Source organism: Janthinobacterium sp. BJB304, assembly GCF_002735765.1.
Classification (GTDB): domain Bacteria; phylum Pseudomonadota; class Gammaproteobacteria; order Burkholderiales; family Burkholderiaceae_D; genus Janthinobacterium.
On the sequence record NZ_PDZN01000003.1, the window covers coordinates 138,009 to 163,830 of the forward strand.

Here is a 25,822-nt window from a genome sequence, read left to right on the forward strand (position 1 = left end):
GCAAACTGATTTCCAGGGAGCCAGAAAATGAATGCAAATATGACAAATATTCAGGCCGCAGCCGATCCGGAAATCATCGTCTTCAGCGATGACGAGGAAGGCAAGGACCGCCAGTTCGTCAACGCGCTGGCGCGCGGCCTCGAAGTGCTGCGGTGCTTTCGTCCCGGCGAAGTCTTCCTGTCGAACGCGGACATGGCCAAGCGCACGGGCATCCCGAAACCGACGATTTCCCGCCTCACCTACACCCTCACCAAACTCGGCTACCTCAATTACTCGGACAGCCTGGGCAAGTACCAGCTGGGCGCCGGCGTGCTGGCCCTCGGCTACCGCATGCTGTCGAACCTGGACGTGCGCAAGATGGCGCGCCCGCTGATGGAAGAACTGGCCGAACATGCGCAGGCGTCCGTGTCGCTGGGCACGCGCGACCGCCTCAGCATGGTGTACGTGGAAACGTGCCGCAGCAGCGCCAACGTCACGCTGCGCCTCGACGTCGGCTCGCGCATTCCCCTGATGACGACGGCCATGGGCAAGGCCCTGCTGTGCATCCTGCCGCAGGCCGAGCGCGACTATCTGATGGACCATGCGCGCGTGCACGAGGCGGAACGCTGGCCGCGCATCAAGGCCGGCATCGAGCAAGGCTTCAAGGATTACCAGGACCGCGGCTTTTGCATCTCGGCCGGCGAATGGCAGAACGACGTGCATGCCGTGGGCGTGCCCATGCTGGGTGCCGACGGCGAACAGGTGATGGCCTTCAATTGCGGCGGCCCCGCCTTTTTGCTGTCGCGCGAAAAACTCGAATCGGACCTGGGTCCGCGTCTGGTGGCCCTGGTCAAGACAGTGGAAAAAAACCTGGGCCGCGGTTAGACTGCGCGCCCCCTCTCAACAACAGATCAAATCAAAGCGCCGAGGAACCCGATGATACGCGACGAAGAAACCCTGAACATCCTGCTCGACAGCATCGCCCGTTTCGTGCGCGAAGTGCTGGTGCCGAACGAGGCGCTGGTGGCTGAAACGGACACGATCCCGCCCGCCATCGTGGCGCAGATGCGCGAACTGGGCCTGTTCGGCCTGTCCATTCCGGAAGCCTACGGCGGCCTGGAACTGAGCATGGAAGAGGAAGTGCGCGTCGCCTTTGAAATCGCCCGCACCTCGCCCGCCTTCCGCTCGCTGATCGGCACGAACAATGGCATCGGCTCGCAAGGCATCGTGATCGACGGCACGGAAGCGCAAAAACAATACTATCTGCCCAAGCTGGCGGCCGGCGAGATCATCGGCTCCTTCGCGCTGACGGAAGCGGGATCGGGCTCCGATGCCGCCTCGCTGCGCACCTCGGCCGTGCGCGATGGCGACTTCTATATCCTCAACGGCAGCAAGCGCTACATCACCAACGCGCCCGAAGCGAGCATCTTTACGGTCATGGCCCGCACGGACCCCGTCAAGCGGGGCGCCTCGGCCATTTCCGCCTTCATCGTGGAAAAGGATACGCCGGGCCTGTCCCTGGGCAAAATAGATAAGAAAATGGGCCAGCAAGGCGCGCATACCTGCGACGTCATCTTCGAAAATTGCCGCGTGCCGGCCGCGAACGTCATCGGCGGCAAGGAAGGCGTGGGTTTCAAGACGGCCATGAAGGTGCTCGACAAGGGCCGGCTGCACATCGCCGCCGTCTGCGTGGGCGCGGCCGAGCGCATGCTGGCCGACGCCCTCGCCTACGCGATGGAACGCCAGCAGTTCGGCCAGCCCATCGCGGAATTCCAGCTGATCCAGGCCATGCTGGCCGACAGCAAGGCGGAAATCTACGCGGCGCGCAGCATGGTGCTCGACGCGGCGCGCCGGCGCGACAACAAGGAAGACATCTCGACGGAAGCGTCGTGCTGCAAGCTGTTCGCCTCCGAAATGTGCGGCAGAGTCGCTGACCGCTCCGTGCAGATCCACGGCGGCGCCGGCTACATCAGCGAATACGCGGCCGAGCGTTTCTACCGCGACGTGCGCCTGTTCCGCATCTACGAAGGCACGACGCAGATCCAGCAGATCGTCATCGCCCGCAACATGATCAAGGCAGCGCAAAAGTGAAGGAGGCCGCGATGGATATTCCCGCCCTGCTGGCCCACTTGCCGGCGCGCCTGTCGGCCATCTCCATCTATTGGGCGACGCGCGCGCCCGACGCGCCCGCGCTGCATGAAGCTGGCCGCAGCTGGACCTACGCCCAGCTGCAGCACGGTGTGGAAAGCGCCGCGCAGCTGCTGCGCCAGCTGAACGTGCGCGCCGGCGACCGCCTGATGGTGGTGGGCGAGAACTGCGCGCTGCAGGTGGCGCTGATTTTTGCTGCCGCCAGCATCGACGCGTGGATCGTCAACGTCAATGCGCGGCTGTCGGCGCGCGAGATCGACACCATCGCTGCGCACAGTTCGGCGCGGCGCGTGCTGTTCCTGGCCGGCGCCTCGCCGGAAGCGGCCGCGCATGCGGCGCGTCTGGGCGCGGCCAGCGCCACGGTCGACGGCATGGGCGAGCTGCTGGCGGGCGACTTGAACGAGGCGGCCATCGCGGAAGACACGGTGCCCGGCAACGAACAGGTGGCAGCGCTGATCTACACGACGGGCACGACGGGACAGTCAAAAGGCGTGATGCTCACGCACCGCAACCTGCTGTTCATCGCCGCCGTCTCCAGCACCCTGCGCGGCCTGACCAGCAGCGACCGCGCCTACGGCGTGCTGCCGATTTCGCACGTGTACGGCCTGGCCTCGGTGGCCCTGGGCACCCTGTATGCGGGCGCCGCGCTGTACCTGGTGCCGCGCTTTTCCGTCGACGGCCTGCTCTCGGCACTGAAGGACGATGAACTGACCATTGTGCAGGGCGTGCCCGCCATGTACGCCAAGCTGCTGCAAACCCTAGGCGGCGCCGATACGCCGCTGCCCACGCGGCTGCGCTTTGCGTATGCGGGCGGCTCGCCGCTGGCGCCGTCGCTCAAGCACGAGGTGGAAAAGCTGCTCGGCACCGCGCTGCACAATGGCTACGGCATGACGGAAAGCTCCCCCACCATCAGCCAGACGCGCCTGGAAACGCCGCGCCGCGACGATTCCGTGGGCATGCCGATCCCCGGCGTGGAAGTGCGCGTGGTCGACGTGGCCGGCCAGGACGTGACGCCGGGCCAGCCGGGGGAACTGTGGATACGCGGGCCGAACATCATGGCCGGCTATTACCGCGAACCAGCCATGACGGCGGCCACCATGCGCGACGGCGGCTGGCTCAATACGGGCGACATGGCGCGCCAGGACCCGGACGGCGCGCTGTTCATCGTGGGCCGCACCAAGGAACTGATCATCCGCTCCGGCTTCAATGTGTATCCGCTGGAAGTGGAAACGGCCCTGAACGCCCACGCTTCCGTGGTGCAGTCGGCCGTGGTGGGACGCACCCTGGCCGATGGCAACGAGGACGTCATCGCCTACGTGGAACTGGACCCGCGCCAGCCCGCCAGCGTGGCAGAATTGCAAGCCTGGCTGGCGCAGACCCTGTCGCCGTACAAGTGCCCGTCCGCCATCATCGTCATGGAAGCGCTGCCGGCAGCCGCCACGGGCAAGATTTTAAAGGGGCAGCTGCGGCAAATGGCGCAGAATGCACGATAAGTTGACCATGTAGTAGCAGACCCGACAATAAAACCAAGCCACATCACCGGAGGAGACACGATGAAACGCACCTACACACGCATCGCCATGGCAGCGCTGGTTGCCAGCGCCTGGATGGCACAGGCCAGCGCCGACGAATTCCTGGTCGGCGCGGAAATCCCGCTGACGGGCAACCTGGCGCGGGTCGGCGCCGGCATGCAGGAAGGGATCATGGTCGCGGCCGAGGTATTCAACAAGACCAACGGCAAGCACACCATCAAGATCATCACCGTCGACGACGAATCGGCGCCCGCCAAGGCCATCGCCGCCGTGGAAAAGCTGGCCAGCCAGGGCGTGTTGGCCATCACGGGCGGCTATGGCTCGAACAATATCTCGCCCGCCTCGGACACGGCCAATAAACTGGGTCTGGTCTACATCACCTCGGGCGGCGTGGACGACAGCCTGGTGGCCAGCGGACGCAAGAATTTTTTCCGCATCAATAACACGGCCGGCTACGAAAAAGCCATGCTGGGACTGCTGCAGGATGTGGGCGCCAAGTCCGTCTCCATCGTGTATTCGACCAAGGACGCCACCACGGGCCTGGCCAAGGACGTGGAAAAGGCCCTGGCGGCCAAGGGCGTGAAGGTGACGACGCACTCGTTCGACCCGGCCATTACGGACTTCAAGCCCATCATCAACAAGATCAAGCTGCAGGATAAATCCGAAGTGGTGGCCATGGTCGGCTACGAAAACGACTACGTGGGCATCATCCGCGCCGCCCGCGTGCTGAAACCGAAGATCAAGGCCATGGTGGGCGTGTGGTCGCTGGCCACGCCGAAGATGGCGGCCGACTTCCCCGACCTGATGCCGAACGTCTTCGGCACGGCCCTGCTGCCCTTCCCGACGGAATTCAAGACGGCCGACGGCAAGGCCTTCAGCGACGCCTACAAGCAGCTGTACAAGAAGGAGCCGGACTACCTGGGCCAGTTCGGCTACGTGCAGTCGATGCTGCTGTTCGAAGCGATCGCGCGCGCGGCCGACAAGGGCACGCTCAAGAAAGGCGGCGTGGCCGACGAGATGCGCAAGACGGACCGCGAAACCCTGATCGGCCGCGTGCAGTTCGCCGCCAACGGCGACAACCAGAACTTCGTGCACCGCATGGCGCAGCACCAGGACAAGAAAGTGGTGATCGTCTGGCCGAAGGAACACGCGACGGGCAAGCTGAACTATCCTGCCCTGCCCTGGTAAGCAGCCTCCCGCTGCACACGAGCGCGCCCGCCGGGCGTGCACCGATGAACGGCGGTCCTGGTGCCTCTTCGCGATGCGCCTGGGCCGCCTGACGGGATGACGATATGACAGAATTAATCTTGCAAGCCCTGTATTCGGGCTTGCTGCAGGGCGGCTCCTACGCCCTGATCGCACTGGGACTGGCGCTGGTCTTCGGCACCATGAAAGTGATCAACCTGGCGCACGGCGAACTGGTGCTGCTGGCCGCCTACATCGCCTACAGCGTGGAGTCCGGCCTGGGCCTGGGGCCGATGTTCGCCATTCCCATCGCGCTGGTGATCGTCAGTCTGACGTCGGTGGGCGTCTACCTGATCGTCAGCCGCATCAAGAAAGACCGCGAAATCAATTCGCTGATCCTTACCTACGGCATCGGCGTGATCCTCACCAACTTCATTTTGCTGGTATGGAAGGCCGACATCCGCTCGACCTCATCGAGCTGGCTGCAGGAAGGCTTCGAGATCGGCCCGTTTTTCAGCATGCGCAGTGAAGTGATTTTCTTTGGCGTCAGCCTGGTGCTGATGGCGGCCCTGTGGCGCTGGCTGTCGACCAGCTGGTATGGCCGCGCCGTGCGCGCCGTGTCCAGTAACCGCGACGCGGCCAAACTGATGGGCATCGATCCGGGCCGCACGGAACTGGTCTCGTTCCTGGTCGCAGGCATCCTGGCCGCCTTCGCCGGCGTCGCCTTGTTCAGCTATGGCGTGATCCAGCCTGCCTACGGCGGCGCGCTGACGGTGAAAGCCTTCATCATCACGGTACTGGCCGGCATCGGCTCGATTCCCGGCGTGCTGCTGGCCGCCGTGCTGCTGGGCGTGGCCGAAGCCTTGACCGTCACCCTGGCCAGCTCCGCGCTGCAGGAATTGTCGGGCATGGTGCTGTTCCTGCTGGTGCTGTTCATCATGCCGAACGGCCTGTTCGGCGCACAACGGAGGCGCGGATGAAGCGCTCGACACTGATTTCCACGGCAGTCCTGCTGCTGGCCGCGTATGTCGCCGTGCCGCTGGCCCTGGGCGCCAACCAGTATGTGATGAGCATGGTGGTGGCGGCCCTGATCATCGGCGGCGTGGCCATGTCCTGGGCCCTGCTGGGCAATTTGGGCGGCATGGTCAGCTTCGGCCATGCCGCGTTCTTCGGCGTGGGGGCGTATGTCTCCGCGCTGGCCACCGTGAAACTGGGCTTGCCCGTGTTTGCCGCCATGCTGCTGGGCGGCGCGGGCGCGGCCATCGCCGCCGTCATCATGCTGCCCGTGCTGCGGCTGCGCGGGCCGTATTTTGCGCTGGCCATCCTCGCCTACGCCCACATCTTCCGCATCCTGGCCACGGAATGGAGTGCTGTGACGGGCGGTGCCGGCGGCATCAACAATATCCCGGCTTTACCCACCGTCTTCGGTTTTGATCTGGCCAGCAAGACGGGCGCCTACCTGGTGGTGCTGACCCTGGTGGTGTGCTGCGCGTTTGCCTACAGCCGCATCCGCGCCAGCCACTACGGCATCGCCCTGCGTGCCATGCACGACAGCGAGGACGCCACGCGCGTCGTCGGCGTCAACAGCACCTTGCTGAAAGGCGCGATGCTGCTCGTGTCGGCCTTCATGGCCGGCCTGTTCGGCGCCTTCAACGCCCATTACATCAACTTCCTCGAGCCCGACTACGCCTTCAACAGCCTGTGGGTCACGTTACCAATCGTGGCGGCCATCTTCGGCGGCTACCGCACGATACTCGGCCCCGTGCTGGGCGCCGTCGTGGTCTACCTGGTCGACCAGCTCATTTTCAAGTCGCTGATCCCCACCGGCCACCAGCTGGTGCTGGGCGTGCTGCTGGTGGCGATGATCGTCTTCAGCCCGAACGGCTTGCTGCCGCTGCTGCAAAAATGGCTGAAAAACACCTTCAAATCGAAGGAGAAACAACATGCTTGAACTCGATAATGTGTCCGTGCGCTTCGGCGGCCTGACGGCCGTCGATTCTGTCACGTTAAAAGTGGGCAGCCACGACGTGATCGGCCTGGTGGGCGCGAATGGCGCCGGCAAGACCACCCTGTTCAACGCCATTTCCGGCCTGGTGCGCCCCACCGGCGGCAGCATCCGCTTCGAGGGACGCGACATCATGGCCACGCCCATGTACCAGCGCGCCCGCCTGGGGCTGGGCCGCACCTTCCAGATCCCGCAGCCGATGCATGAATTGACGGTGCGCGAAAACCTCGTCGTGGCGCAGCGCTTCGGCACCGGCAAGGTGGACATGCGCAAGATCGATGAAATCCTCGACTTCACGAGCCTGGCGGACAAGGCGCAGCGCGACGCGGCCAGCGAACTGGCGCTGACGGAATTGAAAGCGCTGGAAGTGGCCAAGGCGCTGGCCACCAATCCGAAACTGCTGCTGCTCGACGAAGTGCTGGCCGGCCTGGAAACGAACGGCAAGCGCCGCTTCATGGGCATGCTGAAGGATTTGCATGCCGCCTTTGGCGTGGGCATCGTCATGATCGAGCACGACATCGAGACCATCAGCAATCTGTGCCAGCGCGTGGCCGTGCTCAATTTTGGCCAGCTGATCGCCGACGGCACGCCGGATGCCGTCTTCCGCGATCCGGCCGTCATCGAAAGCTATACGGGAGCCGCGCATGCTTGAAACGATGCTTGAAGTAAATAATCTGCGCGCCGGCTATGGCGCCATCAATGTGCTGTGGGACGTGTCGCTCTCGATCCAGAAGGGCAAGCTGACCACCATCATCGGCCCGAATGGCGCCGGCAAGACGACCTTGCTGCGCGCCATCATGGGTTTGCTGCCCGTGGGCGCGGGCAGCATCGCGCTCGACGGCGTGGCCATCAACGGCACGCCGACATGGAAGATGAGCGATGCGAGGGTCACGATGATCCCCGAGGGGCGCATGACGTTTCGCGACATGAGCGTGGAAGAAAACCTGATCATGGGCGCCTTCCCGAAGGAGCACCGCAGCCACATGCCGGCGCGCCTGGCCGAAGCCTACGCCATGTTCCCGCGCCTGCACGAGCGCCGCAGGCAGCTGGCCGGTTCCTTGTCCGGCGGCGAGGCGCAGATGCTGGCGATGGCGCGGGGCCTGATGTCGGATCCGTCGTTATTGATCATCGACGAGCCGTCACTGGGCCTGGCGCCGCTGGTGGTCAACGAGCTGTTCGAGATCCTCGCGCACCTGAACGACGGCAAGCGCACCATCATTTTAGTGGAGCAGAACACGGCGCGCGCCGTCGGCGTGGCCGATCACGTCTACCTGATGCAAAGCGGTAAGGTGGCGCTGTCGCAGGCGGCGGTCGATGTCGACCTCGAGCATCTGCATGCGCTGTATTTTGCGCGCTGAGCGGCATGGCCGGCGCCGAGGTTGAGCGGACTGCGGCCATCACTCCTCGTCGTCGTCCTCGTCGTCGGCCAGCTTGTCAAACACCTGCAGCTCGGCCTTGCTCAGTCCCGTCATCACGAAGGGATCATCGGCAGGAAAGCGGCCGGTATCGAGCAGCATGCGCAGCTTGCTCAAGCGCTCGCCCAGCGCCAGCGCTTGCGCCTGCGGATCGGCATCGGCTTGCCCCACCTGAGCGATCGCGCGGGTCACGGACGCGGGAAACTCCCATAATTCCGCGATCCGTACCGACAAGATGCGCGCTTGCGCAAACACCTGGGCAATGAAGGCGTCCGATTGCGGAAAGGCATCGGGCGCATGCATCTGGTCGATCAGCCGGAAGGCCACCACTAGGCCGACATTGGCCATCAGTCCCGCCAGATAGGCGTCGAAGGCGTTGGCCTGCATGGCCGGCGCGACCAGGTTGGCCGCCAGCGCACATTTCTCGGACTGGCGCCAGATCAGCGGCGCCGTGCGTATGGTCAGGCCGCCGCTTTGCATGCTGACGATGGGACGGAAGGCGACGCGGGCGAGCAGCATGCGCATGCCGTTTTGCCCGAGCAGCATGATGGCGCCTTCCATGTTGTTGATCGACGGGCTGGCGTTGTAGCGCGAATGGTAGCGGGGCCGGTTCGCTTCGCGGTAGACCTCGGCGACCAGCAGCACGTCCTGGGCCAGCTGGGCCGACAGCTTGGCCGCACTCATGTTTTCATCTTGCAAGGTACGCATCAACTGGGGAATGATGGCCGGAATGCGCGGTATCAACGCAGCGCCAGCGACCGGTTCACGGACCAGGCGCGCCAATTCGTCCAGAATCTGCTGTTCCGCCTCCGCCGGCGCCTGCGCCGAACCGGCGGCCGCCAGCCAGCGGTAGTAAATGGCATCGATTTCGGTGATGGTGGCCGGCTGCCGTGCCGCCTCGGGCGCCGCCGCTGCCGTGAGGTGCGCAGCCTTGTCGTCGCTGCCGCTCAGTAATTTTCCTATCCAACCCATTTTATTCTTCCAGCCCTATGTGCATCACTATCGCGAAATCCGCCCCGCGATTTTACTTGATGACAGCGGCGCCGGTGCGGCGGGCGTGAGCGCTTTGTCCACCTGCCGCAACATGCTAAAGTGGCATGACATGTCCCCTGTCCTGCCTAACAAGCGATCCATCATGAACAATCCACTTGCGCACTACATCACCAGCCAGGCGTACAACAACGCCTGGGCCAACCACCGCCTGCTGAAAGCTTGCGGGCAGCTGACCCGGGCCGAGTTCCAGGCCACGCGCGTCAGTTTTTTTCCCACCATCCAGTTCACCTTGAACCACATCCTCACATGCGACTGGTTTTATCTCGACGCGCTCGAGCGCGAGCTGCGCGGCGAAGCGCCCCATGCCGACTGCTACGTCTTCTTTGCACAGGATGAACCGTTCACCGATTGCGCGGCCCTGCACGCGGCGCAGCGCGCATCGGACCTGCGCCTGATCGCCCATTGCCGCAGTCTGTGCGACCTTGACCTGGCGCGGCCCGTGACGATCTTGCGCGACACGCCGCAAGTCGACACGCGCCAACGCCTGCTGGCGCATGTGTTCCAGCACCAGATCCACCACCGGGGGCAAGTGCACGCCATGCTGGCCGGCACGCGCATCGCGCCGCCGCAGCTCGACGAATTCTATTGCGCCGGCGAAGCGGACGAGCGGGCGCAGGATTTTCTGGAACTGGGCTGGACGGAAGACGAGGTGTGGGCAGAACGCTGAGTTATTCCTCGCCGTGGCAGCAGACGCACAGCTTGTTGCCGTCGAGGTCGCGGAAATAGGCGCCATAGTAATTATCGTGGTAATGGGGGCGCAAGCCAGGCGGCCCCTCGCACACGGCCCCCAGCGCCAGCACGGCCTGGTGGCAGCGGTCCACCTGCGCGCGGCTGGCCGCCAGCAAGGCCGTCATCTGGCCATTGCCGGACGTGGCCGGCAAGCCGTCGTGCGGCGACGTCAGCACGAACAGGGGACGCGGCGCGTGCCGCGCCATCCAGCCCGCCCAGGGCTTGGCCGGATCATGAAATTTTTCGATCAGGTCGAGTTCTCCCAGCAAGGCCGTGTAGAAGGCGTAGGCGCGGGGAAAGTCGTTGGTGCCGAGGCAGAGATGGGACAGCATGCTGCTCCTTCATGGGTAGAAACGGGTGTGCGGCGGAATGCGCCAGCTGATTATAATGGCGCATCTCTTTCGGACCAGATCCCATGCCAGACATCGACCGCCTCCAATTGTCCCCTCCGACCAGCGCCGACCTCTCCGCCTTGCTGGCCTTCGAGCTGGACAACCGCGCCTATTTTGAATCCTGGGTCACGGCCCGGGCGCCGTCCTACTATAGCCAGGAAGCCATCGCCGCCGCCATCGAGCAGGCGCAGCGCGAGCGCGAGCAGGACCGCGCCTACCAGTATCTGGCCAGGCTGGACGGACAGATCATCGGCAGGGTCAACCTGACGGCCGTCACGCGCCCGTATTTCAACAAGGCGGCGCTCGGTTACCGCATCGGCGAACGATTCGGCGGACGCGGCTACGCCACGCGCGTCGTGGCCCTGCTGCTGGAAGAAGCGTTCGGTCCACTGGAACTGTGGCGCCTGGAAGCGACGGCGCGGCCGCAAAACCTGGGCTCGGTCGCGGTCATGCAGCGCAACGGCTTTCACCAGTATGGGCGCTCGGAAAAAGCCATGCATTTCCAGGGCGCCTGGTCGGACTTGCTGTATTTTGAACGGCGCAACGAGCACGCCGGCATGGAATAAAACCGAGCAGTTGCTCTATTGTGAGGCCGCTTCTCCCCTGATGTTATAAAATAGGCAAATATCACATTCAGGGAACAATATGCACAATACAGATAAAAAAGCCTACCTCGTCGGCGGCGGCATCGGCTCGCTGGCCGCGGCCGCCTTCATGATACGCGACGGCGGCATGCAAGGCAGCAACATCACCATCTTCGAAGCGGCGCCCGTGACGGGCGGCAGCCTCGATGGCGGCGGCAATGCCGAGGATGGCTACACCTTGCGCGGCGGGCGCATGCTGACCACCGACAATTACGAATGCACGTGGGACTTGTTCAAGAGCATCCCCTCGCTCGAGCATGCGGGCCAGAGCGTCTACGACGAAACCATCGCCTTCAACGAACGGCATATTCCCCACTCGCGCGCGCGCCTCGTTGACCGCAACCGTTTCAAGGTCGACGTCAGCAGCATGGGCTTTTCCATGCAGGACAGGCTGGAACTGCTGAAGCTGACGGAAGCCGATGAAGACGCCCTGGGCAGCAGCGCCATCACGGACTGGCTCTCGCCCGCATTTTTCGACACCAAGTTCTGGTACATGTGGGCCACCACGTTCGCCTTCCAGCCCTGGCACAGCGCCGTCGAGTTCAAGCGCTATCTGCACCGTTTCATGATGGAATTTTCGCGCATCGAGACGCTGGCCGGCGTCAAGCGCACCGTCTACAACCAGTACGATTCGCTGGTGCGCCCGCTGGTCGCGTGGCTGCAGGAGCAAGGCGTGAACGTCATCATGGATTGCGCGGTAACCGATATCGAAGTGCAGGAATCCGAAGGCCGCCTGAGCGCCACCGCCATTGCCTGCCAGCGCCGCGGCATGGCCGACGTGATTCCTGTCGCTGCCGGCGACCTGGTCTTTTTCCAGAATGCCTCGATGACGGATGCATCGAGCTATGGCAGCATGCACAGCGCGCCGGCCAAGCGCACGAAGAACGATAGCCACGGCTGGCGCCTGTGGGAAAAGCTGGCCGAGGGCCGCCCGCAACTGGGTCGCCCCGCCGCCTTCAACAGCAGCATTCCCGAATCGTACTGGGCCTCGTACACGGTCACCCTGAAAGACAGCGTCTTCTTCGACAGGATGGAACAATTCACGGGCAACAGCGCGGGCACGGGCGGCCTCGTCACCTTCAAGGACAGCAACTGGTTCATGTCCATCGTGCTGGCGCACCAGCCCCATTTCGCGGGCCAGCCCGAGGGCGTGCAAGTGTTCTGGGGCTATGCGCTGCACCCCGACCGCATCGGCAACTTCGTCGCCAAGCCCATGTCCGACTGCAGCGGCGAGGAAATCCTGCGCGAGCTGTGCGGCCATCTGAATTTCGACCTCGACATGATGGCCACGGGCAACTGCATTCCCTGCCGCATGCCCTACATCACCAGCATGTTCATGCCCCGCGCGAAAAGCGACCGCCCGCTGCCCGTGCCGGCCGGCTCCGTCAACCTGGCCTTCGTGAGCCAGTTCGTGGAAATCGCCGACGATGTCGTGTTTACCGTGGAATACTCGGTGCGCGCGGCGCAGACGGCCGTCTACCAGCTGCTCGGCGTGCCGCGCGACGTGCCGGCCATCCACGCGCACGACAAGTCGCTGAAGGTCAAGCTCGATGCCGTCATCAAGGCTTTCACATAAGCCCATTTTCCCGCGTCAACGTCGTTTTCATCCTATCGGGCGCGCCTTTGTGACAGCGCAAAGCACGGCGATATCGGACTGATAACGTCAAGGTCCGGGAATCTTCCCCACCTTGCCAAGTCCAACATGAAACTGCGGCTACGCCTGTTCGAACATGTGCTGCTGGTGCTGGCCTTGGCCCTCGTCATCTTTGCCGCCGCCATCGTGCTGGCACGCATGACGCAATGGGCGGAAGCGCAGGAATTGCCCGCCTACCTGATACAGGGCATGCACCTGGTGGGCAAGGTGCTGTTTTTCCTGGACGGTTGCATCGTCATCGCCGTCAGCAGCATCCTGGCCGCCCGGCTGTTCCGCATGCTCACCAAGGAGGATGTATGAAGCACCTTCATTACCTGTTCACGCTCCGGCATCCGCGCCGTTTCTGGTGCAGCGCCCTCGTCATCGCCGTAGCCTCGGCCATCCTGCTGGGTCCCTGGCTCGACAGCATTCCATGGCTGGTGGCGATCCCCCTCGTGGCCGGCGGCCTGCTGGTGGCGCTGGGCGAACTGTGGGATGAAATGCATGGCAAGCGCCTGCCGAACGGCAACGACGACACGCAAGCGCCGTGCCGCCATCCCTGATGGCAGGCATGGTGATGCGTGCACGCAACAGCGGTCACGCCATCGGCCCCGCATGCACTGGATTTAAGACTGGCTTCAGCCTCGCCGTGCATCGTGCATAGGACGCCAGCAGCAATGGCGCCTCCCTACACCATCACGGGCACAGCCCAGCGAAAGAGCCGACATGAGCACATGGATGCGCGCCAACAAAGGTTTTTTGATGTTTCTCCTGCTGTTCGGCGTGTTCCGCACGGCCGTGGCGGACTGGAATCCCATTCCGTCGGCGTCCATGCGCCCCAATCTGCTCGAGGGCGACGTGGTCTTCGTCAACCGCCTCGCCTTCAACCTGAAAGTGCCGCTCACCGATATCGTGCTGCAGCGCCTCGGTGAACCGCAACGGGGCGACATCGTCACCTTTTCCTCGCCGAAAGACGGCACGCGCTTGATCAAGCGCATCATCGCCCTGCCCGGCGACACGGTGGAAATGCGCAATGAACAGCTGGTCATCAATGGCCAGTCGGCCCAGTACACGGCGCTCGACACGGCGCCCGAAACCATCGCCCACGTGGGCCAGCTGACAGCGCAGCGCATCAGCGAGCGCAACGCGACCGAGCAGCACCGCATCCAGGTCTTGCCGCAAATCGCCGGTGCGGCGCGCAGCTTTGCCCCCGTGACGGTGCCGGCTGACCATTTCCTCATGCTGGGCGATAACCGCGACAACAGCGCCGACTCGCGCTACTTCGGTTTCGTGCCCCGCGCATTGCTGATCGGCAAAGCCGAACGCATCCTCGTCTCGGCTAATATCCAGGAGCATTGGCAGCCGCGGCTGCAACGTTTCGGCATGAAACTCGAGTAAACCTCGCCCTCGCAACGGCGCCATGCTTTTCGGTTAGCATGGCGCATCATGCAAAACTTTCCTTCATCCAGCCAGCAGTGCGCCAGCGACGATGCCGCCCTCGAGCAGCTGGCACAGTTCCTGCGGCGCCATCCCGACGTGCTGCTGCTGACGGGCGCGGGCATCAGCACGGCGTCCGGCATACCCGCTTACCGCGACACGGAAGGCGTGCGGCGCGGCAATGCCCCCGTACAAGGCCCCGATTTTCGCCGCCAGGAAGCCGTGCGCCGCCGCTACTGGGCGCGCAGCATGGTGGGCTGGCCGACCCTGGCGCGCGCCATGCCGAATCCCGGTCACCTGGCCATCGCCCGGCTGGCCCAGCGCCAGTGCATCGGCGGCCTGGTCACGCAAAACGTGGATGGCCTGCATCAGCAGGCAGGCAGCGCCGCCGTCACGGAGTTGCACGGCAGCATACATGGCGTGATCTGCCTCGATTGCCGGACCCGCCATACGCGCCGCCTGATCCAGGATCAGCTCGAACGCGACAATCCCCGGATGCTGGGCGCCACGGCCACGCCGGCGCCCGACGGCGACGCCTTGCTGGAGCCGTCCCAGCTGGCCACCTTCCACGTGCCGGTGTGCCCCCGCTGCGGCGGCACCCTGCAGCCCGACGTGGTGTTTTTCGGCGATGGCGTACCCGCCGCCTGCGCGGCCGAAGCCGAAAGCAAGATGCACGCGGCCAGCGCCCTGCTGGTGGTGGGCTCGTCCGTCATGGTGTATTCGAGCTTTCGCCTGTGCCGCATGGCGGCCGAGACGGGCAAGCCCGTGGCCGCCATCAACATGGGCAAGACGCGCGCCGACCATTTGCTGGCATTCAAGACCGATGCCCCGGCACAAGACATCTTGCCTGCATTAGCGGCCATGCTGGGCTGATCCCGTGCCGGCCCCGCGCCGCTCTGGCTATACTGTGCAATTAACGAGGAGAATTCATGCTGGAACTGTTGAGTGAACACGCCTGTTTTGGCGGCGTACAACGCTTTTATCGCCACGACGCGCAAGCCATCGGCTTGCCCATGCGTTTCTCGGCCTTCATTCCCGACACGGCGCCGGGCAGCATGGTCACCACCAAACGCCCCGCCCTGTTTTACCTGGCAGGCCTGACTTGCACGGAAGAAACGTTCATGATCAAGGGCGGCGCGCAGCGCGTGGCGGCCGAGGAAGGCTTGATCCTGATCGCCCCCGACACCAGCCCCCGTGGCGCCAACATCGCGGGCGAGAGCGAATCCTGGGATTTCGGCGCGGGCGCCGGCTTTTACGTGGATGCCACCGAGGCGCCCTGGAGCGGCCACTACCGCATGTACAGCTATATCCTGGAACTGCGCGCGCTGCTGGAACAGGAACTGGCGATCGATGCGCAACGCACGGGCATTTTCGGCCATTCGATGGGAGGCCACGGCGCGCTGGTGCTGGCCCTGCGCAACCCGGACCTGTTCCGCTCCGTCTCCGCCTTCGCCCCCATCGCCGCGCCCAGCCAATGTCCGTGGGGCAAGAAAGCGTTTACGGGCTACCTGGGCGGCGACGCGGCCAGCTGGCAGCCGTACGACGTCAGCGCGCTGATGCGCGGCCTGCAGGGCCAGCCGCCGCTGTTCCCCGAAGGCATCTTGATCGACCAGGGCCTGGCCGACAAGTTTTTGCCCGAGCAACTGCACCCCGAGGTATTCGAAGCGGCGTGCCGCGACGCCGGCCAGCCCTTGCGGCTGCGCCGCCATGCCGGCTACGACCACGGCTATTACTTCATCGCCAGCTTCATGGAAGAGCACGTGCGCTTCCATGCGCGCACGCTGCGCGCCGCCTGATCTGCCGCCTTACTGCGCCGTGCTGGTATGCCCGTTGAAATGGCGCGTGTACCAGTCCGTGGCCAGCAGGGCCGCCTGGTGGCGCGTGTCGGGGCCGCCAGGTGCGGCGATCTGTTCCAGCTGCTTGTCGCAGCGCAAGGTGGCAAACGCCATGCGGTTCAGGCCGGCCACGTCGGGGTCGCGCCCGCCCACGATCAGCAACGATGGCACGCGCACGTTTTCCAGCGCCGCCTTGCCCGCCATTTCCACCTGGCCATCGCACACGGCCAGCGCGGCGATCTCCGCGCTGCGCCAGGCCGCCAGCTGCATCACGACAGCCGCACTGGTGCCATAGCCATACAGGCCGCAGGGCAAGCGTCGGGTGGACTGGTCGATTTGCAGCCAGCTCAGGGCTTTTTCCAGCTGGCGCGCCAGCAGCACGATATCGCTGCGCACGAAGTAGGCGTGGCCATTGCTGCCGCCGCCAGGCTCGATACCGCCCTGATCGAAGCGCAAGGTGGCGATGCCCGCTCGCAAAAAATCCTGGGAAGTGGCGTGGCTGGAGGCGCCCAGATAGTCGCTATCGGCGCCCGCGCCGTGGGCAAACAGGACGATGCCCACGGGCCGCTCGGGCATTTCAAGCACGCCGTCCATTTGAAGTTCATCGGCCGTGATGCTGACAAATTGTTCTTGCATGGCTGCCTCCGCTATCGAGCTGAAATCGGACTGACATCAAGCTGCTGTTGCGTTGATCTTGCCGGAACGGGCACCGCCTGCGCGCCCTGAGCGGCAAGCCTCAGTGTACCAGCCTGCGTCCGTTCGCGCGCGGCGCACGTCAAATTCGCCACGCCTCCGCATCAGACGGCGCCGTACCGGTCCAGCCCCTTCAGCACGGCTTCCGGACGGATCGGCAAATGCCGCACGCGCGAGGCCACGGCGGCGAAGATGGCGTTGCCGATCGCGGGCGCCACAGCCGTCGTGGGCGGCTCGCCCATGCCCGTCGACGTTGCCGTGCTGGCAACGAATTCAATGTCGAGCTCGGGCACGTCGGCCATCCGCAACGGCGTGTAAGTGTTCAGGTTGGTATCCTTCACTTCGCCATTGAGGAAAGCCGTGCCTTCGTGCAAGGCCATGCTCACGCCCCACAAAGCGCCCCCTTCCGCCTGCGCCAGCGCGCCGTCGGGATCGACGATGCTGCCCGCGTCGATCACCATGAACAGCTTTTCGACTTTCACCATGCAAGTGCTGCGGTCCACTTTCACCCGGGCAACGCAGGCCGTCCAGGTGGGCATGTCGCGTTCCTGGCCGAACGTGGCGGCGATGCCCAGGCCCGTGTCGGGCGGCATGGCCGTGCCCCAGCCCGCCTTGTCCGCCACCCGCCGCAGCACGTGGGCCAGGCGCGCGGCGCCGCCGACGGCATTCGGCGCGCTGCCCGCATTGCGCCCCGTGGCCTGCAGCAAGGACAAACGAAACGCCAGCGGGTCGACCTTGGCCGCCTGCGCCGCCTCGTCCATGAAACTTTCCACTGCCCAATTCGTCCAGCCCGGCCCCACGGAGCGCAGCCAGCCGGGACGAAAACTGCTGTTAGCCAGGTCGTTCGACACGGCCCGCACACGCTGCGCGCCCACCGCATACCAGTGGTCGGCGCCGGCGATGGCGAACGGGTCGTATGGATGGCCCTGCTTATCCTTGGCCAGCAAGGCGGGGATCATCGCTTGCGTGGGCCAGCCCGCGCTGGCCTCGTGCACCATCGCCGACACCTTGCCGGCGTCGTCGAACGCCATGCGCACATGTTGCGCGGACGGCGAACGGGGCGAATCGAAACGGGCGTCGTCGGCCCGCGTGCAGATCATCTTGACGGGGCGCCCCACGGCTTGCGCCGCCAGCGCGGCCGGCACGCAATAATCGCCGTTCAGGCGCCGACCGAAGCCGCCGCCGAGCAAATAGGTATGCAGCATGACCTTGCTCTCCGGCACCTTCAACGCCTGCGCCAGCACGGGCAGGATCAACGATTGCCATTGATTGCCCGCATGGATATGCCAGACGCCGTCGACTTCCTGGGCCAGCGCATTCACGGGCTCCAGCTGGAAATGCAGCACGGTGCTGGTCGTGTAATGGCGTTCCAGCTGCAGGCTGGCATCCTTGAAGGCTTGCTCCACACCATCATCGTCGACCACGCGAGCGCCCAGGCTCGCGTCGGCCAGCTGCTTGCCCGCATAGCTGACGATATCCTGCTCCGACACGTGGGCGGCCGCGCCGGCCCGCCATTTCACCTGCACCAGATCGGCCGCGCGCATGGCGGCCGCATACGTTTCGGCCACCACCATGACCCAGCTGGGCACCGTGCCGCTGGGGTCCTGCAGCGCCACGCTGCGCAGATAGCCGTTCACTTTCTTTGCCGCCGAGTCGTCGATGGAGACCACCCTGGCACCGTAGCGCGTGGGCGGGATCTTCGGACGCGCATACAGCATGCCCTCCACCTGCGCATCGATGCCGTACACGGCCGTGCCATTGATTTTCGCGGGGATATCGAGCGCCTGCACCTGCTGGCCGATCAGCCTGCGCTGCTGCGGCGTTTTCAGCACGATGGCTTTCAGTTGCTCGGGCGTGTACTGGCGCGCCAGCTTGCCACGGCGCACGATGTCGCCATAGCTGATCGAGCGCCCCCGGCCATGCACGACGCCCAGCCGGGCGTGGCAGGCGGACACGGGCACGCGCAGCAGGCGCGCGCCCTCCTCGACCAGCGCGAGGCGCCCGGCCGCGCCGGCTCGGCTGAGCGGATCGAAGTTCTGCCAGACAGACCAGCTGCCGCCCGTCACCATCAAGCCCCATTTCGGGTCCGTGTCCACGTAATGCAGGCGTACCTTGCTCCAGTCCGCTTCCAGCTCTTCGGCAACGATGCGCGCCAGGGCCGTGCCGATGTGCTGGCCCATTTCCGCCTTGGCGATATTGACGGTGACGATGCCGTCCCGGTCGATCTGGAACCAGATGCTGGGATCGAAATCGGGCGCGGTGGACTTTGTCGGTGGCGCGGGCGCCGCCTTGCCTGCGGCCGATGAGCTGTCCGCGCGCAGGAAGGCCAGGGTAAACCCCGTGCCGGCGGCGGCGATCAGGAAGCCGCGTCGGCCCGGCGAGGGAGCGCGGGTCCCTGAATTTTCTTTCGGCAACTTAAACACCGGGCGCCTCCTGCATGCCGGCCGCCAGCTTGATCGCCTTGCGGATGCGCACATACGCCATGCAGCGGCACAGGTTGCCGCTCATGACGGCATCGATATTCGCATCGGTCGGCTGCGGATAGTCTTTCAACAAGGTAGCCGCCTGCATGATCTGGCCCGACTGGCAATAGCCGCACTGGGGCGCCTGCGTGGCAAGCCACGCCCGCTGCAGCGGATGCGTGCCGTCCGGCGAAAGGCCTTCGATGGTGGTGATGGCGCAGCCGGCCACGGCGGCAATCGGCGTGATGCACGAGCGCATGGCGCGCCCATCGACGTGCACGGTGCAGGCGCCGCACATGCCGATGCCGCAGCCAAACTTGGTGCCTTTTAAATGGGCTTCGTCGCGCAGTACCCACAGCAGCGGTGTTTCGGCGTCGGCCTCGGTGCCGAAGGGCTGGCCATTGACGGTAATGTTATACATAAATATTTAAGACACTTTCAAGTATCACTTGCCGGCGCGTGCGCGTGCCACGGCCGCTTCCAGGTTCGTCCAGGCCGGCTGGTGGCTGCGGCTGCGGCGCAGATAGGCGGCCAGGTTGGCCACGTCGTTGTCCGTCAGCGAGGCGGCAAAGCCCGGCATCAGCACGCCGGACATGGCTTCGTCCTTGCCGATGCCATGCAATATCACCTGGATCAGGTTGGCGGGATCGGGCGCGCTGACGGCGCTGTTCAGGCTCAGTTCCGGGCGCAAGGCCGCGGGTTTTCCATCGCTGTTCGAATGGCACGACGCGCAGGCGGCCACGTACAGGCTGGCGCCACGGTCATTGTCGACCAGGCTGACGCGCTGCGAGCGTTCGATGCCGGCTTTCACCACGGCATCCGCATCCACCTTGCGCTGCTCGGCCCCGGCCACGCCGGCAAAATACACGGACAAGGCACGGATATCGCTGTCGGGCGACGCGCCCATGCCTTCGTGCACGACGGCCGACATGGGACCTGCCGCCACGCCGTGCAAGGCCGTCGCCCCCGTGCGCAAAAAGGCGTACAGCTCGTCCTGCGTCCACGGCAAGGGCGCCGTGTTGGCGCTGGTCAAGGCCGGCGCATACCAGTGGTCGATGGACGCGCCCAGATAGGCCGAACCGGCAAGCTCGGCACCCAGCGCATTGCGCGGCGTGTGACAGGCGGCGCAATGGGCGAGGCCCTCGGCCAGATAGCGGCCCCGGTTCCAGTCCAGCCCTTGCGCGGGATCAAGCTGAAAGCCGGCCGGCTTGAAAAACAGCAACTTCCAGCCCGCCTGCAAGGGACGCAGGTTCAAAGGGAACGGCACGCTGTTGGCGGGCACGGCCGCGTACACGGGCGGGCGCGTCATGAAATACGCGTACAGGGCCGTCAGGTCGGCATCCGAAACGAGGTTGAAATGGGTGTACGGAAAGACGGGATACAAATGCGCGCCATCGCGGCCCACGCCTTCGCGCATGGCGCGCTGGAAAGCGGCCAGCGACCAGCGGCCGATCCCCGTTTGCCTGTCGGGCGTGATATTCGTCGCATAGATCGTGCCGAACGGCGTAGCCAGGCCGTGGCCGCCCGCGTACTCGGCGCCGCCCTGGGCCGTATGGCAGGCGGCGCAATTGCCCATGCCGGCCAGGATGCGGCCCCGCTCCACCGCTTGCAAGGAAAAGGCCGTGGCGGCGGGCGGGTCGATGGGCGCCAGCGCGGGGCGCCAGTAATACAGGTAGGCGGCCAGCGCCGCGACGATGAGCAATGCCAGCGACAGCAGCAGGCCGGTGAGGATTTTCTTGAGCAAAACAGGAACCAATGAAAAGTAAAGGCCAGGGTAAAAGCAAGGCGCACGGACCGCCAGCCAATGGCGGCCGCAACAAGGCCACAGTGACAATCTTACCGCGATTGTGACTTGTTGTATGTACGCAATGACACGGAGGTCGTGCCGCAGGCGGGCTGCGCCTTATAATCAGCGTTTCAGCACGCCGCCGCTCCTTCATGCATACCGTTACCATCATCCTCATCCTCGTGTTGACCGTCGTCCTGTGCGGCTTTCTCGCCCGCTCGCGCTGGGTCAAGCTGCCGCTGCCCCTGATCCAGATCGCCGGCGGCACGGGATTGGCCGTGTTTGGCGTGCAAGTGCCGCTCGATCCCGACATTTTCTTCCTGCTCTTCATTCCGCCGCTGCTGTTTCTCGATGGCTGGCGCATTCCCAAGGGCGCCTTCTTTTCCGACGCGCGCTCGATCCTGATGCTGGCCATCGGCCTGGTGCTGTTTACCGTGCTGGGCATGGGTTTCTTCATCGACTGGCTGATCCCCAGCGTGCCGCTGGCCGTCGCCTTCGCGCTGGGCGCCATCCTCTCGCCCACGGACCCCGTGGCCGTCTCGGCCATCGCGGCAGGCAATCCCATCCCGCCGCGCCTGATGCACATCCTCGAAGGCGAATCCTTGCTGAACGACGCCTCGGGCCTCGTCTGCTTCACGTTTGCCGTGGGCGCCATGATGACGGGCGGCTTTTCCATCGGCGCCGCCTCGCTGAGTTTCCTGCAGGAAGCGGGCGGCGGCATCGTCATCGGCCTGGGCATCTCCTGGGGCGTGGGCCTGGCGAATAAATGGCTGGTGAGCAAGGTTGGCGAAGAGCCTGGCCTGCAAATCCTCATCAGCATCCTGATCCCGTTCGCCGCCTACCTGGGCGCCGAGCAAATCCACGGCTCCGGCATCCTGGCCGCTGCCACGGCGGGCGTGTCCATGCATTATGCCGACCTGATCGGCCGTCCGCTGGCCGCCACGCGCACCCAGCGCAAGGCCGTCTGGGATACCGTGCAACTGGTCTTGAATGGCGTGATCTTCGTCATGCTGGGCGCGCAACTGCCCGCCACAGTGGCCGGCTTGCCCGCCGCCTCCATGGAGGTAGGCGCCGGCAGCGCCTGGAAATTGCCGCTGTTCGTCATCGCCATCACGGCGGGGCTGACCTTCATGCGCTTCCTCTGGGTCTTCATCTCGATGAAACTGACCCTGTTCAAGCACCACAAGAAAGTGGCGGGCGAGCCGAAGGACGCGGCGCTGCTGGCGCGCCCCAGCCTGCGATTGCTGCTGGTGGCGTCGTTCGCGGGCGTGCGCGGCGCGCTGACCCTGGCCGGCATCCTGACCTTGCCGCTGTTCTTGCCCGACGGCAATCGTTTCCCCGCGCGCGACCTCGTCATCTTCCTGGCCATGGGCGTGATTTTGCTGTCGCTGCTGCTGGCCAGCGTCACCCTGCCCCTGCTGACCAAGGGCCTCGTGTTCGCGCCGCCCGCGCGCCGTTCGACGGAGGAGCGCAATGCCCGCGCCGCTGCCGCCGAAGCGGCCATCGCGCGGCTGGAAAAAGTGTGCGAAGGCATCGACAAGAATGACAAGCAGCAAGTCGTCACGGAGGCGGCCAACCGTCTGATCGAAGCCTACCGGCGCCGCCTGGCCTATGGCGAAAGCAGCAACGACGAGGCGATGCGGCTGCAGGAACTGGCCAAGGCCGAGCGCGCGCTACGCCTGGAAGCGCTCAATGCGGAGCGCGACGAGCTGTTCCGCCGCCGCATTTCGGGCGAACTGGACGACACCATCCACTTGCGCCTGCTGCGCGAAATCGACTTGCTGGAGGCGACATTGGAAGAATAGCAACACTCTGGCTTGCCAAAGCAGTGTTGGTAAGTAATTCTCATGGTAAAGAATGCAAGTTTTCCTATTCGTGTTTATAATGCAAGGTTGATGGCGTCATGCCGTGATTTACTTTCGACAGGGACTTCCGTAGAGTCTGGGTTGCTGAGTAACTATTTGAATAGCCCCCCGACCTGCATAAAGACACCGACGCCGTGCCCTCCTCCCCCCGCCACCGGCAGCGCTCCGCGCCGCCCGTCCTGCTCGCCGTCGTCCTTCTGGCCGCGCTGTTCGCCTGCAGCGCGCTGGCGCCATGCGCCTGGGCACAAGCGGGCGCGGCGGCCGACGCCAGGCGTCCCGCCGAAGTGGCCCAGGTCCTGTTTGGCATCATCAGCTATGTGCGCTGGCCCGTGGCGCGCCAGGAAGTGCGCGTCTGCATGCTCGGAACACCCCGCTACGGGGCGGCCATCGTCGACACGCCCGCCTCCAGCCTGGGACCGCGCATCCGCGTGAAAATTCCGCCGCCGGCAAGCGCAGCCAGCGAATGCGACGTCGCCTACCTGGGCAGCCTGCCCGAGAGCGAACGCGAGCATCTGCTGGCGCAGATCATCGGCAAACCCATCCTGTCGGTCGCCGAGCCCGGCACGTCGTGCGCCGTGGGCACCATGTTCTGCCTGCGCCTGAACGAGGCGCAGATCGGTTTTGACGTCAATCTCGACGCCATCGCCCGCAGCGGCCTGCGCGTGCATCCGAACGCCTTGCAAATTGCACGTCGCAAGGGACCACCGCCATGAGCGCCCGCATGCGCAATAAGCCAGCCCGCACGCCCCGCCCCACGCTCGACAGCGTGCTGCGGCGCGCCCACCTGAGCGTGTCGCTGATCGCCGTGCTGGCGGCCGGCCTGACCCTGACGGCCGTGGCGCTGCTCGCCCTGCGCGTGTATTCGGACCAGAACCTGCGCCTGGTGGCCCGTTCGATGAGCTATACGGTGGAAGGGGCCGTCGTCTTTGGCGACTCCTTCGCCGCCAGGGAAGCGCTGGCCCTGATCGGCGTCAATGAAGACATCGACCAGGCGCAGGTGAGCGACCAGGCCGGCAAGGTGCTGGCCCGCTGGGAACGGGGCCAGCACGGCACGCGCTACTACATCGAACGCGCGCTGACGGGCTGGATGCTGCCCGATTCGCTGTCGTTCCCCATCACGCGCAATGAACAGGTCATCGGCAGCATCAAGCTGGTGCCGCACAGCCGCAGCCTGCTACCCTTCCTGCTCAGCGGCCTGACCTGCCTGCTCGCTTGCCTGGTGCTGAGCCTGGTCGTCGCCGTGCGCCTGTCGCGCAGCATGGAAACGGAGATCACGTCGCCGCTGCGCCACCTGGCGGAAACGGCCCACCGCGTGCGGCGCGACCGCTCGTTCGAACTGCGCGTGCCGCCCGCCAATATTGCCGAGCTGAACCAGATCAATGACGACTTCAACGCCCTGCTCGACGAACTGGAAGCGTGGCAAAGCCACCTGCAAAAGGAACACGCTTCGCTGTCGCACCGCGCCAACCACGACAGCCTGACGGGCCTGTCGAACCGCGCCTTCATGGAAGCGGAACTGGAACGCGCCATCCTCGAAGCGCGGGTCGGCAATGGCAAGGTGGCCGTGCTGTTCCTCGACAGCGACCGGTTCAAGTACATCAACGACACCTTCGGCCATGCCTCGGGCGACCGCGTACTGGTGACGATCGCCGCGCGCATCAAGCAGCAATTGCGCGAGGGCGACCTGGTGGCGCGCCTGGGCGGCGACGAATTCGCCATCGTGCTCAAGCCGCTGCGCAACAGCAGCGACGCCATGCACATCGCCGACAACATCATCGCCGCCATGGCGCAAGCCATTGAACTGCCCACTGGCAACAGCATCGTCAGCTCGCTGACCATCGGCGTGGCCGTCTTCCCTGATCACGCCATCGACGCCGTCTCGCTGGTCGGCGCGGCCGACGAAGCCATGTACCGCGCGAAGCAGGCGCAGCGCGGCACGCGCCAGGTGGCGCGCCTGCCGCAACCCCATATTCACCCCTGAACCAAGGAGCAACACCATGCAATTCATCTACAAGCAATTACGCCGCGGCTTTCTCGGCCTGTTCATGCTGGGCCTGCTGGCCGCCTGCCAAAGCACGCCCGAGACCAAACCGCTGTTCAGCCCCGAGCAAGTCGCCACCCTGAAGGAGCAAGGCTTCAACCAGACCGACGAAGGCTGGGAACTGAGCTTTACCGACAAGCTGCTGTTCGAATTCGACGCCGCCAAGCTGACGCCGCCGAGCCGCATGGCCATCCAGAAAATCAGCGCCGCCCTGCTGAAAGTGGGCATCACGCACATGCGCGTGGAAGGCCATACGGACAACGAAGGCACGGAGGCGTACAACAACAAGCTGTCGCTGGCGCGCGCCAACGTGGTGGCCGACGCCATGAGCGCATCGGGCATTCCACGCGATAACATCAGCGTCAAGGGCCTGGGCATGAGCAAGCCGGTGGCCTCGAATGCCAGCAAGACGGGCAAGGCGGAAAACCGCCGCGTCACCGTCATCGTCTCGGCCCCTTGACCATGGGCGTGCCCGCCGTGCGCTGGGTCGTGATGGGTGTGTCCGGCTGCGGCAAGAGCGCCGTCGGCAGCCTGCTGGCCGAGGCCTTGCATGTGCCCTACGTGGAAGGCGACGACGTGCATTCCCCGGAAAACGTGGCCAAGATGGCCGCCGGCATCGCGCTCGACGATGCCGACCGGGCCGGCTGGCTGGCCGCCCTGCGCGACCGGATCGCCACGACCCGCGCGCAAGGCAGCGGCCTCGTCGTCTCCTGCTCGGCCCTGAAGCGCGCCTACCGCGACGTGCTGCGCGCAGGCGATCCGGCCCTGCGCTTTGCCCACCTGGACGGCCCGCGCGCCGTGCTGGAAAACCGCTTGCAGCGCCCCGGCCATTTCATGCCGGCCAGCCTGCTCGACAGCCAGCTGGCCACCCTGCAGCCGCTGCAAGCGGACGAAGCCGGCATGGTGCTCGACATCCGCCAGCCGCTGGCCGTGCTGGTCGCACAGATCCTGCAAGCGCCCTGACAGGCAGCCGCGCGGCTGGACAGCC

27 protein-coding genes are annotated in these 25,822 nt (G+C 65.1%); 21 read left to right on the forward strand and 6 right to left on the reverse strand.

Features of this window, described 5'->3' with window-relative positions:
• The first annotated feature begins 39 nt into the window (after nucleotides 1–39).
• From CSQ95_RS04615 to CSQ95_RS04650, 8 genes are all read left to right on the forward strand, one after another.
• Complete coding sequence (locus CSQ95_RS04615) at nucleotides 40–864, forward strand: IclR family transcriptional regulator (RefSeq protein ID WP_099408669.1); 825 nt, start codon at nucleotides 40–42, stop codon at nucleotides 862–864.
• Nucleotides 865–915: 51 nt separating this feature from the next.
• Complete coding sequence (locus CSQ95_RS04620; RefSeq protein WP_070289686.1) at nucleotides 916–2,070, forward strand: acyl-CoA dehydrogenase family protein; 1,155 nt, start codon at nucleotides 916–918, stop codon at nucleotides 2,068–2,070.
• 11 nt (nucleotides 2,071–2,081) lie between these two features.
• Nucleotides 2,082–3,620 (forward strand): class I adenylate-forming enzyme family protein, encoded by a 1,539-nt coding sequence (locus CSQ95_RS04625; protein WP_099408670.1) that lies wholly within the window; start codon nucleotides 2,082–2,084, stop codon nucleotides 3,618–3,620.
• Nucleotides 3,621–3,680: 60 nt separating this feature from the next.
• Nucleotides 3,681–4,847 carry an ABC transporter substrate-binding protein gene (locus CSQ95_RS04630; protein WP_099408671.1) on the forward strand — a complete coding sequence of 389 codons (1,167 nt, stop codon included), beginning with the start codon at nucleotides 3,681–3,683 and terminating at the stop codon, nucleotides 4,845–4,847.
• A gap of 104 nt (nucleotides 4,848–4,951) precedes the next feature.
• Nucleotides 4,952–5,824, forward strand: coding sequence for a branched-chain amino acid ABC transporter permease (locus tag CSQ95_RS04635; protein ID WP_035817692.1), 873 nt, complete (start codon nucleotides 4,952–4,954; stop codon nucleotides 5,822–5,824).
• On the forward strand, nucleotides 5,821–6,795 hold the full coding sequence (locus CSQ95_RS04640) for a branched-chain amino acid ABC transporter permease (protein WP_099408672.1): 975 nt from the start codon (nucleotides 5,821–5,823) through the stop codon (nucleotides 6,793–6,795). Before CSQ95_RS04635 ends, CSQ95_RS04640 begins: the two co-directional genes overlap by 4 nt.
• The gene (locus tag CSQ95_RS04645) at nucleotides 6,788–7,501 is read left to right on the forward strand and encodes an ABC transporter ATP-binding protein (protein WP_099408673.1); all 714 of its coding nucleotides are present in this window, start codon (nucleotides 6,788–6,790) and stop codon (nucleotides 7,499–7,501) included. The genes CSQ95_RS04640 and CSQ95_RS04645 overlap by 8 nt, the downstream gene beginning before the upstream one ends.
• A 4-nt stretch (nucleotides 7,502–7,505) precedes the next feature.
• Nucleotides 7,506–8,207 (forward strand): ABC transporter ATP-binding protein, encoded by a 702-nt coding sequence (locus CSQ95_RS04650; protein ID WP_099408674.1) that lies wholly within the window; start codon nucleotides 7,506–7,508, stop codon nucleotides 8,205–8,207.
• 39 nt (nucleotides 8,208–8,246) lie between these two features.
• Here CSQ95_RS04650 and CSQ95_RS04655 read toward each other — a convergent pair whose 3' ends face one another.
• Nucleotides 8,247–9,236 (reverse strand): HDOD domain-containing protein, encoded by a 990-nt coding sequence (locus tag CSQ95_RS04655; protein ID WP_099408675.1) that lies wholly within the window; start codon nucleotides 9,234–9,236, stop codon nucleotides 8,247–8,249.
• Nucleotides 9,237–9,399: 163 nt separating this feature from the next.
• Here CSQ95_RS04655 and CSQ95_RS04660 point away from each other — a divergent pair, with 163 nt between their 5' ends.
• The gene (locus tag CSQ95_RS04660; protein ID WP_070218219.1) at nucleotides 9,400–9,984 is read left to right on the forward strand and encodes a DinB family protein; all 585 of its coding nucleotides are present in this window, start codon (nucleotides 9,400–9,402) and stop codon (nucleotides 9,982–9,984) included.
• A gap of 1 nt (nucleotide 9,985) precedes the next feature.
• Here the strand turns inward: CSQ95_RS04660 and CSQ95_RS04665 are convergent, their stop codons facing one another.
• Complete coding sequence (locus tag CSQ95_RS04665) at nucleotides 9,986–10,378, reverse strand: VOC family protein (RefSeq protein WP_099408676.1); 393 nt, start codon at nucleotides 10,376–10,378, stop codon at nucleotides 9,986–9,988.
• Nucleotides 10,379–10,461: 83 nt separating this feature from the next.
• Between CSQ95_RS04665 and CSQ95_RS04670 the strand changes: the two genes are divergently transcribed.
• The 7 genes from CSQ95_RS04670 to fghA all read left to right on the forward strand — a co-directional run bounded on the left by CSQ95_RS04670 (nucleotide 10,462) and on the right by fghA (nucleotide 15,948).
• The gene (locus CSQ95_RS04670; RefSeq protein ID WP_099408677.1) at nucleotides 10,462–11,004 is read left to right on the forward strand and encodes a GNAT family N-acetyltransferase; all 543 of its coding nucleotides are present in this window, start codon (nucleotides 10,462–10,464) and stop codon (nucleotides 11,002–11,004) included.
• Between the two features lie 79 nt (nucleotides 11,005–11,083).
• On the forward strand, nucleotides 11,084–12,658 hold the full coding sequence (locus CSQ95_RS04675; protein WP_099408678.1) for an oleate hydratase: 1,575 nt from the start codon (nucleotides 11,084–11,086) through the stop codon (nucleotides 12,656–12,658).
• A gap of 126 nt (nucleotides 12,659–12,784) precedes the next feature.
• Nucleotides 12,785–13,036 carry a hypothetical protein gene (locus CSQ95_RS04680; protein WP_070218223.1) on the forward strand — a complete coding sequence of 84 codons (252 nt, stop codon included), beginning with the start codon at nucleotides 12,785–12,787 and terminating at the stop codon, nucleotides 13,034–13,036.
• The gene (locus CSQ95_RS04685; protein WP_070218224.1) at nucleotides 13,033–13,278 is read left to right on the forward strand and encodes a hypothetical protein; all 246 of its coding nucleotides are present in this window, start codon (nucleotides 13,033–13,035) and stop codon (nucleotides 13,276–13,278) included. The genes CSQ95_RS04680 and CSQ95_RS04685 overlap by 4 nt, the downstream gene beginning before the upstream one ends.
• Nucleotides 13,279–13,441: 163 nt before the next feature.
• A complete protein-coding gene (gene lepB / locus CSQ95_RS04690; RefSeq protein ID WP_099408679.1) occupies nucleotides 13,442–14,113 on the forward strand; it encodes a signal peptidase I in 672 nt (223 codons plus the stop codon).
• A gap of 48 nt (nucleotides 14,114–14,161) precedes the next feature.
• Entirely contained in the window at nucleotides 14,162–15,025 is an 864-nt protein-coding gene (locus tag CSQ95_RS04695) for an NAD-dependent protein deacetylase (protein WP_099408680.1), read from the forward strand.
• A 56-nt stretch (nucleotides 15,026–15,081) separates the two neighbouring features.
• Nucleotides 15,082–15,948, forward strand: coding sequence for an S-formylglutathione hydrolase (gene fghA / locus CSQ95_RS04700; RefSeq protein ID WP_099408681.1), 867 nt, complete (start codon nucleotides 15,082–15,084; stop codon nucleotides 15,946–15,948).
• 9 nt (nucleotides 15,949–15,957) lie between these two features.
• On the opposite strand, the gene CSQ95_RS04705 is transcribed toward fghA, so the two are convergent.
• From CSQ95_RS04705 to CSQ95_RS04720, 4 genes are all read right to left on the reverse strand, one after another.
• The gene (locus CSQ95_RS04705; RefSeq protein ID WP_099408682.1) at nucleotides 15,958–16,623 is read right to left on the reverse strand and encodes a dienelactone hydrolase family protein; all 666 of its coding nucleotides are present in this window, start codon (nucleotides 16,621–16,623) and stop codon (nucleotides 15,958–15,960) included.
• Between the two features lie 161 nt (nucleotides 16,624–16,784).
• Nucleotides 16,785–19,103: a xanthine dehydrogenase family protein molybdopterin-binding subunit gene (locus tag CSQ95_RS04710; protein ID WP_099408683.1), complete on the reverse strand. Its 2,319-nt coding sequence runs from the start codon at nucleotides 19,101–19,103 to the stop codon at nucleotides 16,785–16,787.
• The gene (locus CSQ95_RS04715) at nucleotides 19,096–19,563 is read right to left on the reverse strand and encodes a (2Fe-2S)-binding protein (protein WP_070218230.1); all 468 of its coding nucleotides are present in this window, start codon (nucleotides 19,561–19,563) and stop codon (nucleotides 19,096–19,098) included. The genes CSQ95_RS04710 and CSQ95_RS04715 overlap by 8 nt, the downstream gene beginning before the upstream one ends.
• A gap of 24 nt (nucleotides 19,564–19,587) precedes the next feature.
• Nucleotides 19,588–20,886, reverse strand: a complete 1,299-nt coding sequence (locus tag CSQ95_RS04720; RefSeq protein WP_099408684.1) for a cytochrome c — start codon at nucleotides 20,884–20,886, stop codon at nucleotides 19,588–19,590.
• A 194-nt stretch (nucleotides 20,887–21,080) separates the two neighbouring features.
• Here CSQ95_RS04720 and CSQ95_RS04725 point away from each other — a divergent pair, with 194 nt between their 5' ends.
• From CSQ95_RS04725 to CSQ95_RS04745, 5 genes are all read left to right on the forward strand, one after another.
• The gene (locus tag CSQ95_RS04725; protein WP_099408685.1) at nucleotides 21,081–22,733 is read left to right on the forward strand and encodes a Na+/H+ antiporter; all 1,653 of its coding nucleotides are present in this window, start codon (nucleotides 21,081–21,083) and stop codon (nucleotides 22,731–22,733) included.
• Between the two features lie 194 nt (nucleotides 22,734–22,927).
• Nucleotides 22,928–23,506, forward strand: a complete 579-nt coding sequence (locus CSQ95_RS04730; RefSeq protein ID WP_240453593.1) for a YfiR family protein — start codon at nucleotides 22,928–22,930, stop codon at nucleotides 23,504–23,506.
• A gap of 8 nt (nucleotides 23,507–23,514) precedes the next feature.
• Nucleotides 23,515–24,774 (forward strand): diguanylate cyclase domain-containing protein, encoded by a 1,260-nt coding sequence (locus CSQ95_RS04735; RefSeq protein WP_306532446.1) that lies wholly within the window; start codon nucleotides 23,515–23,517, stop codon nucleotides 24,772–24,774.
• A gap of 16 nt (nucleotides 24,775–24,790) precedes the next feature.
• Nucleotides 24,791–25,294 (forward strand): OmpA family protein, encoded by a 504-nt coding sequence (locus CSQ95_RS04740; RefSeq protein ID WP_099408687.1) that lies wholly within the window; start codon nucleotides 24,791–24,793, stop codon nucleotides 25,292–25,294.
• Nucleotides 25,295–25,296: 2 nt separating this feature from the next.
• Nucleotides 25,297–25,797: a gluconokinase gene (locus CSQ95_RS04745; protein WP_257217955.1), complete on the forward strand. Its 501-nt coding sequence runs from the start codon at nucleotides 25,297–25,299 to the stop codon at nucleotides 25,795–25,797.
• Nucleotides 25,798–25,822: the final 25 nt, after the last annotated feature.

Bases quoted from the DNA above. Each gene is read 5' to 3' on its own strand.
- CSQ95_RS04615 (WP_099408669.1), top strand. From the start codon at position 40: ATGACAAATATTCAGGCCGCAGCCGATCCGGAAATCATCGTCTTCAGC.
- lepB (WP_099408679.1), top strand. From the start codon at position 13,442: ATGAGCACATGGATGCGCGCCAACAAAGGTTTTTTGATGTTTCTCCTG.
- fghA (WP_099408681.1), top strand. From the start codon at position 15,082: ATGCTGGAACTGTTGAGTGAACACGCCTGTTTTGGCGGCGTACAACGC.
- CSQ95_RS04665 (WP_099408676.1), bottom strand. From the start codon at position 10,378: ATGCTGTCCCATCTCTGCCTCGGCACCAACGACTTTCCCCGCGCCTAC.
- CSQ95_RS04640 (WP_099408672.1), top strand. From the start codon at position 5,821: ATGAAGCGCTCGACACTGATTTCCACGGCAGTCCTGCTGCTGGCCGCG.
- CSQ95_RS04745 (WP_257217955.1), top strand. From the start codon at position 25,297: ATGGGCGTGCCCGCCGTGCGCTGGGTCGTGATGGGTGTGTCCGGCTGC.
- CSQ95_RS04740 (WP_099408687.1), top strand. From the start codon at position 24,791: ATGCAATTCATCTACAAGCAATTACGCCGCGGCTTTCTCGGCCTGTTC.
- CSQ95_RS04725 (WP_099408685.1), top strand. From the start codon at position 21,081: ATGCATACCGTTACCATCATCCTCATCCTCGTGTTGACCGTCGTCCTG.
- CSQ95_RS04650 (WP_099408674.1), top strand. From the start codon at position 7,506: ATGCTTGAAGTAAATAATCTGCGCGCCGGCTATGGCGCCATCAATGTG.
- CSQ95_RS04645 (WP_099408673.1), top strand. From the start codon at position 6,788: ATGCTTGAACTCGATAATGTGTCCGTGCGCTTCGGCGGCCTGACGGCC.
- CSQ95_RS04705 (WP_099408682.1), bottom strand. From the start codon at position 16,623: ATGCAAGAACAATTTGTCAGCATCACGGCCGATGAACTTCAAATGGAC.
- CSQ95_RS04635 (WP_035817692.1), top strand. From the start codon at position 4,952: ATGACAGAATTAATCTTGCAAGCCCTGTATTCGGGCTTGCTGCAGGGC.
- CSQ95_RS04715 (WP_070218230.1), bottom strand. From the start codon at position 19,563: ATGTATAACATTACCGTCAATGGCCAGCCCTTCGGCACCGAGGCCGAC.
- CSQ95_RS04735 (WP_306532446.1), top strand. From the start codon at position 23,515: ATGCGCAATAAGCCAGCCCGCACGCCCCGCCCCACGCTCGACAGCGTG.
- CSQ95_RS04680 (WP_070218223.1), top strand. From the start codon at position 12,785: ATGAAACTGCGGCTACGCCTGTTCGAACATGTGCTGCTGGTGCTGGCC.
- CSQ95_RS04675 (WP_099408678.1), top strand. From the start codon at position 11,084: ATGCACAATACAGATAAAAAAGCCTACCTCGTCGGCGGCGGCATCGGC.
- CSQ95_RS04620 (WP_070289686.1), top strand. From the start codon at position 916: ATGATACGCGACGAAGAAACCCTGAACATCCTGCTCGACAGCATCGCC.
- CSQ95_RS04660 (WP_070218219.1), top strand. From the start codon at position 9,400: ATGAACAATCCACTTGCGCACTACATCACCAGCCAGGCGTACAACAAC.
- CSQ95_RS04685 (WP_070218224.1), top strand. From the start codon at position 13,033: ATGAAGCACCTTCATTACCTGTTCACGCTCCGGCATCCGCGCCGTTTC.
- CSQ95_RS04695 (WP_099408680.1), top strand. From the start codon at position 14,162: ATGCAAAACTTTCCTTCATCCAGCCAGCAGTGCGCCAGCGACGATGCC.
- CSQ95_RS04625 (WP_099408670.1), top strand. From the start codon at position 2,082: ATGGATATTCCCGCCCTGCTGGCCCACTTGCCGGCGCGCCTGTCGGCC.
- CSQ95_RS04630 (WP_099408671.1), top strand. From the start codon at position 3,681: ATGAAACGCACCTACACACGCATCGCCATGGCAGCGCTGGTTGCCAGC.
- CSQ95_RS04670 (WP_099408677.1), top strand. From the start codon at position 10,462: ATGCCAGACATCGACCGCCTCCAATTGTCCCCTCCGACCAGCGCCGAC.
- CSQ95_RS04655 (WP_099408675.1), bottom strand. From the start codon at position 9,236: ATGGGTTGGATAGGAAAATTACTGAGCGGCAGCGACGACAAGGCTGCG.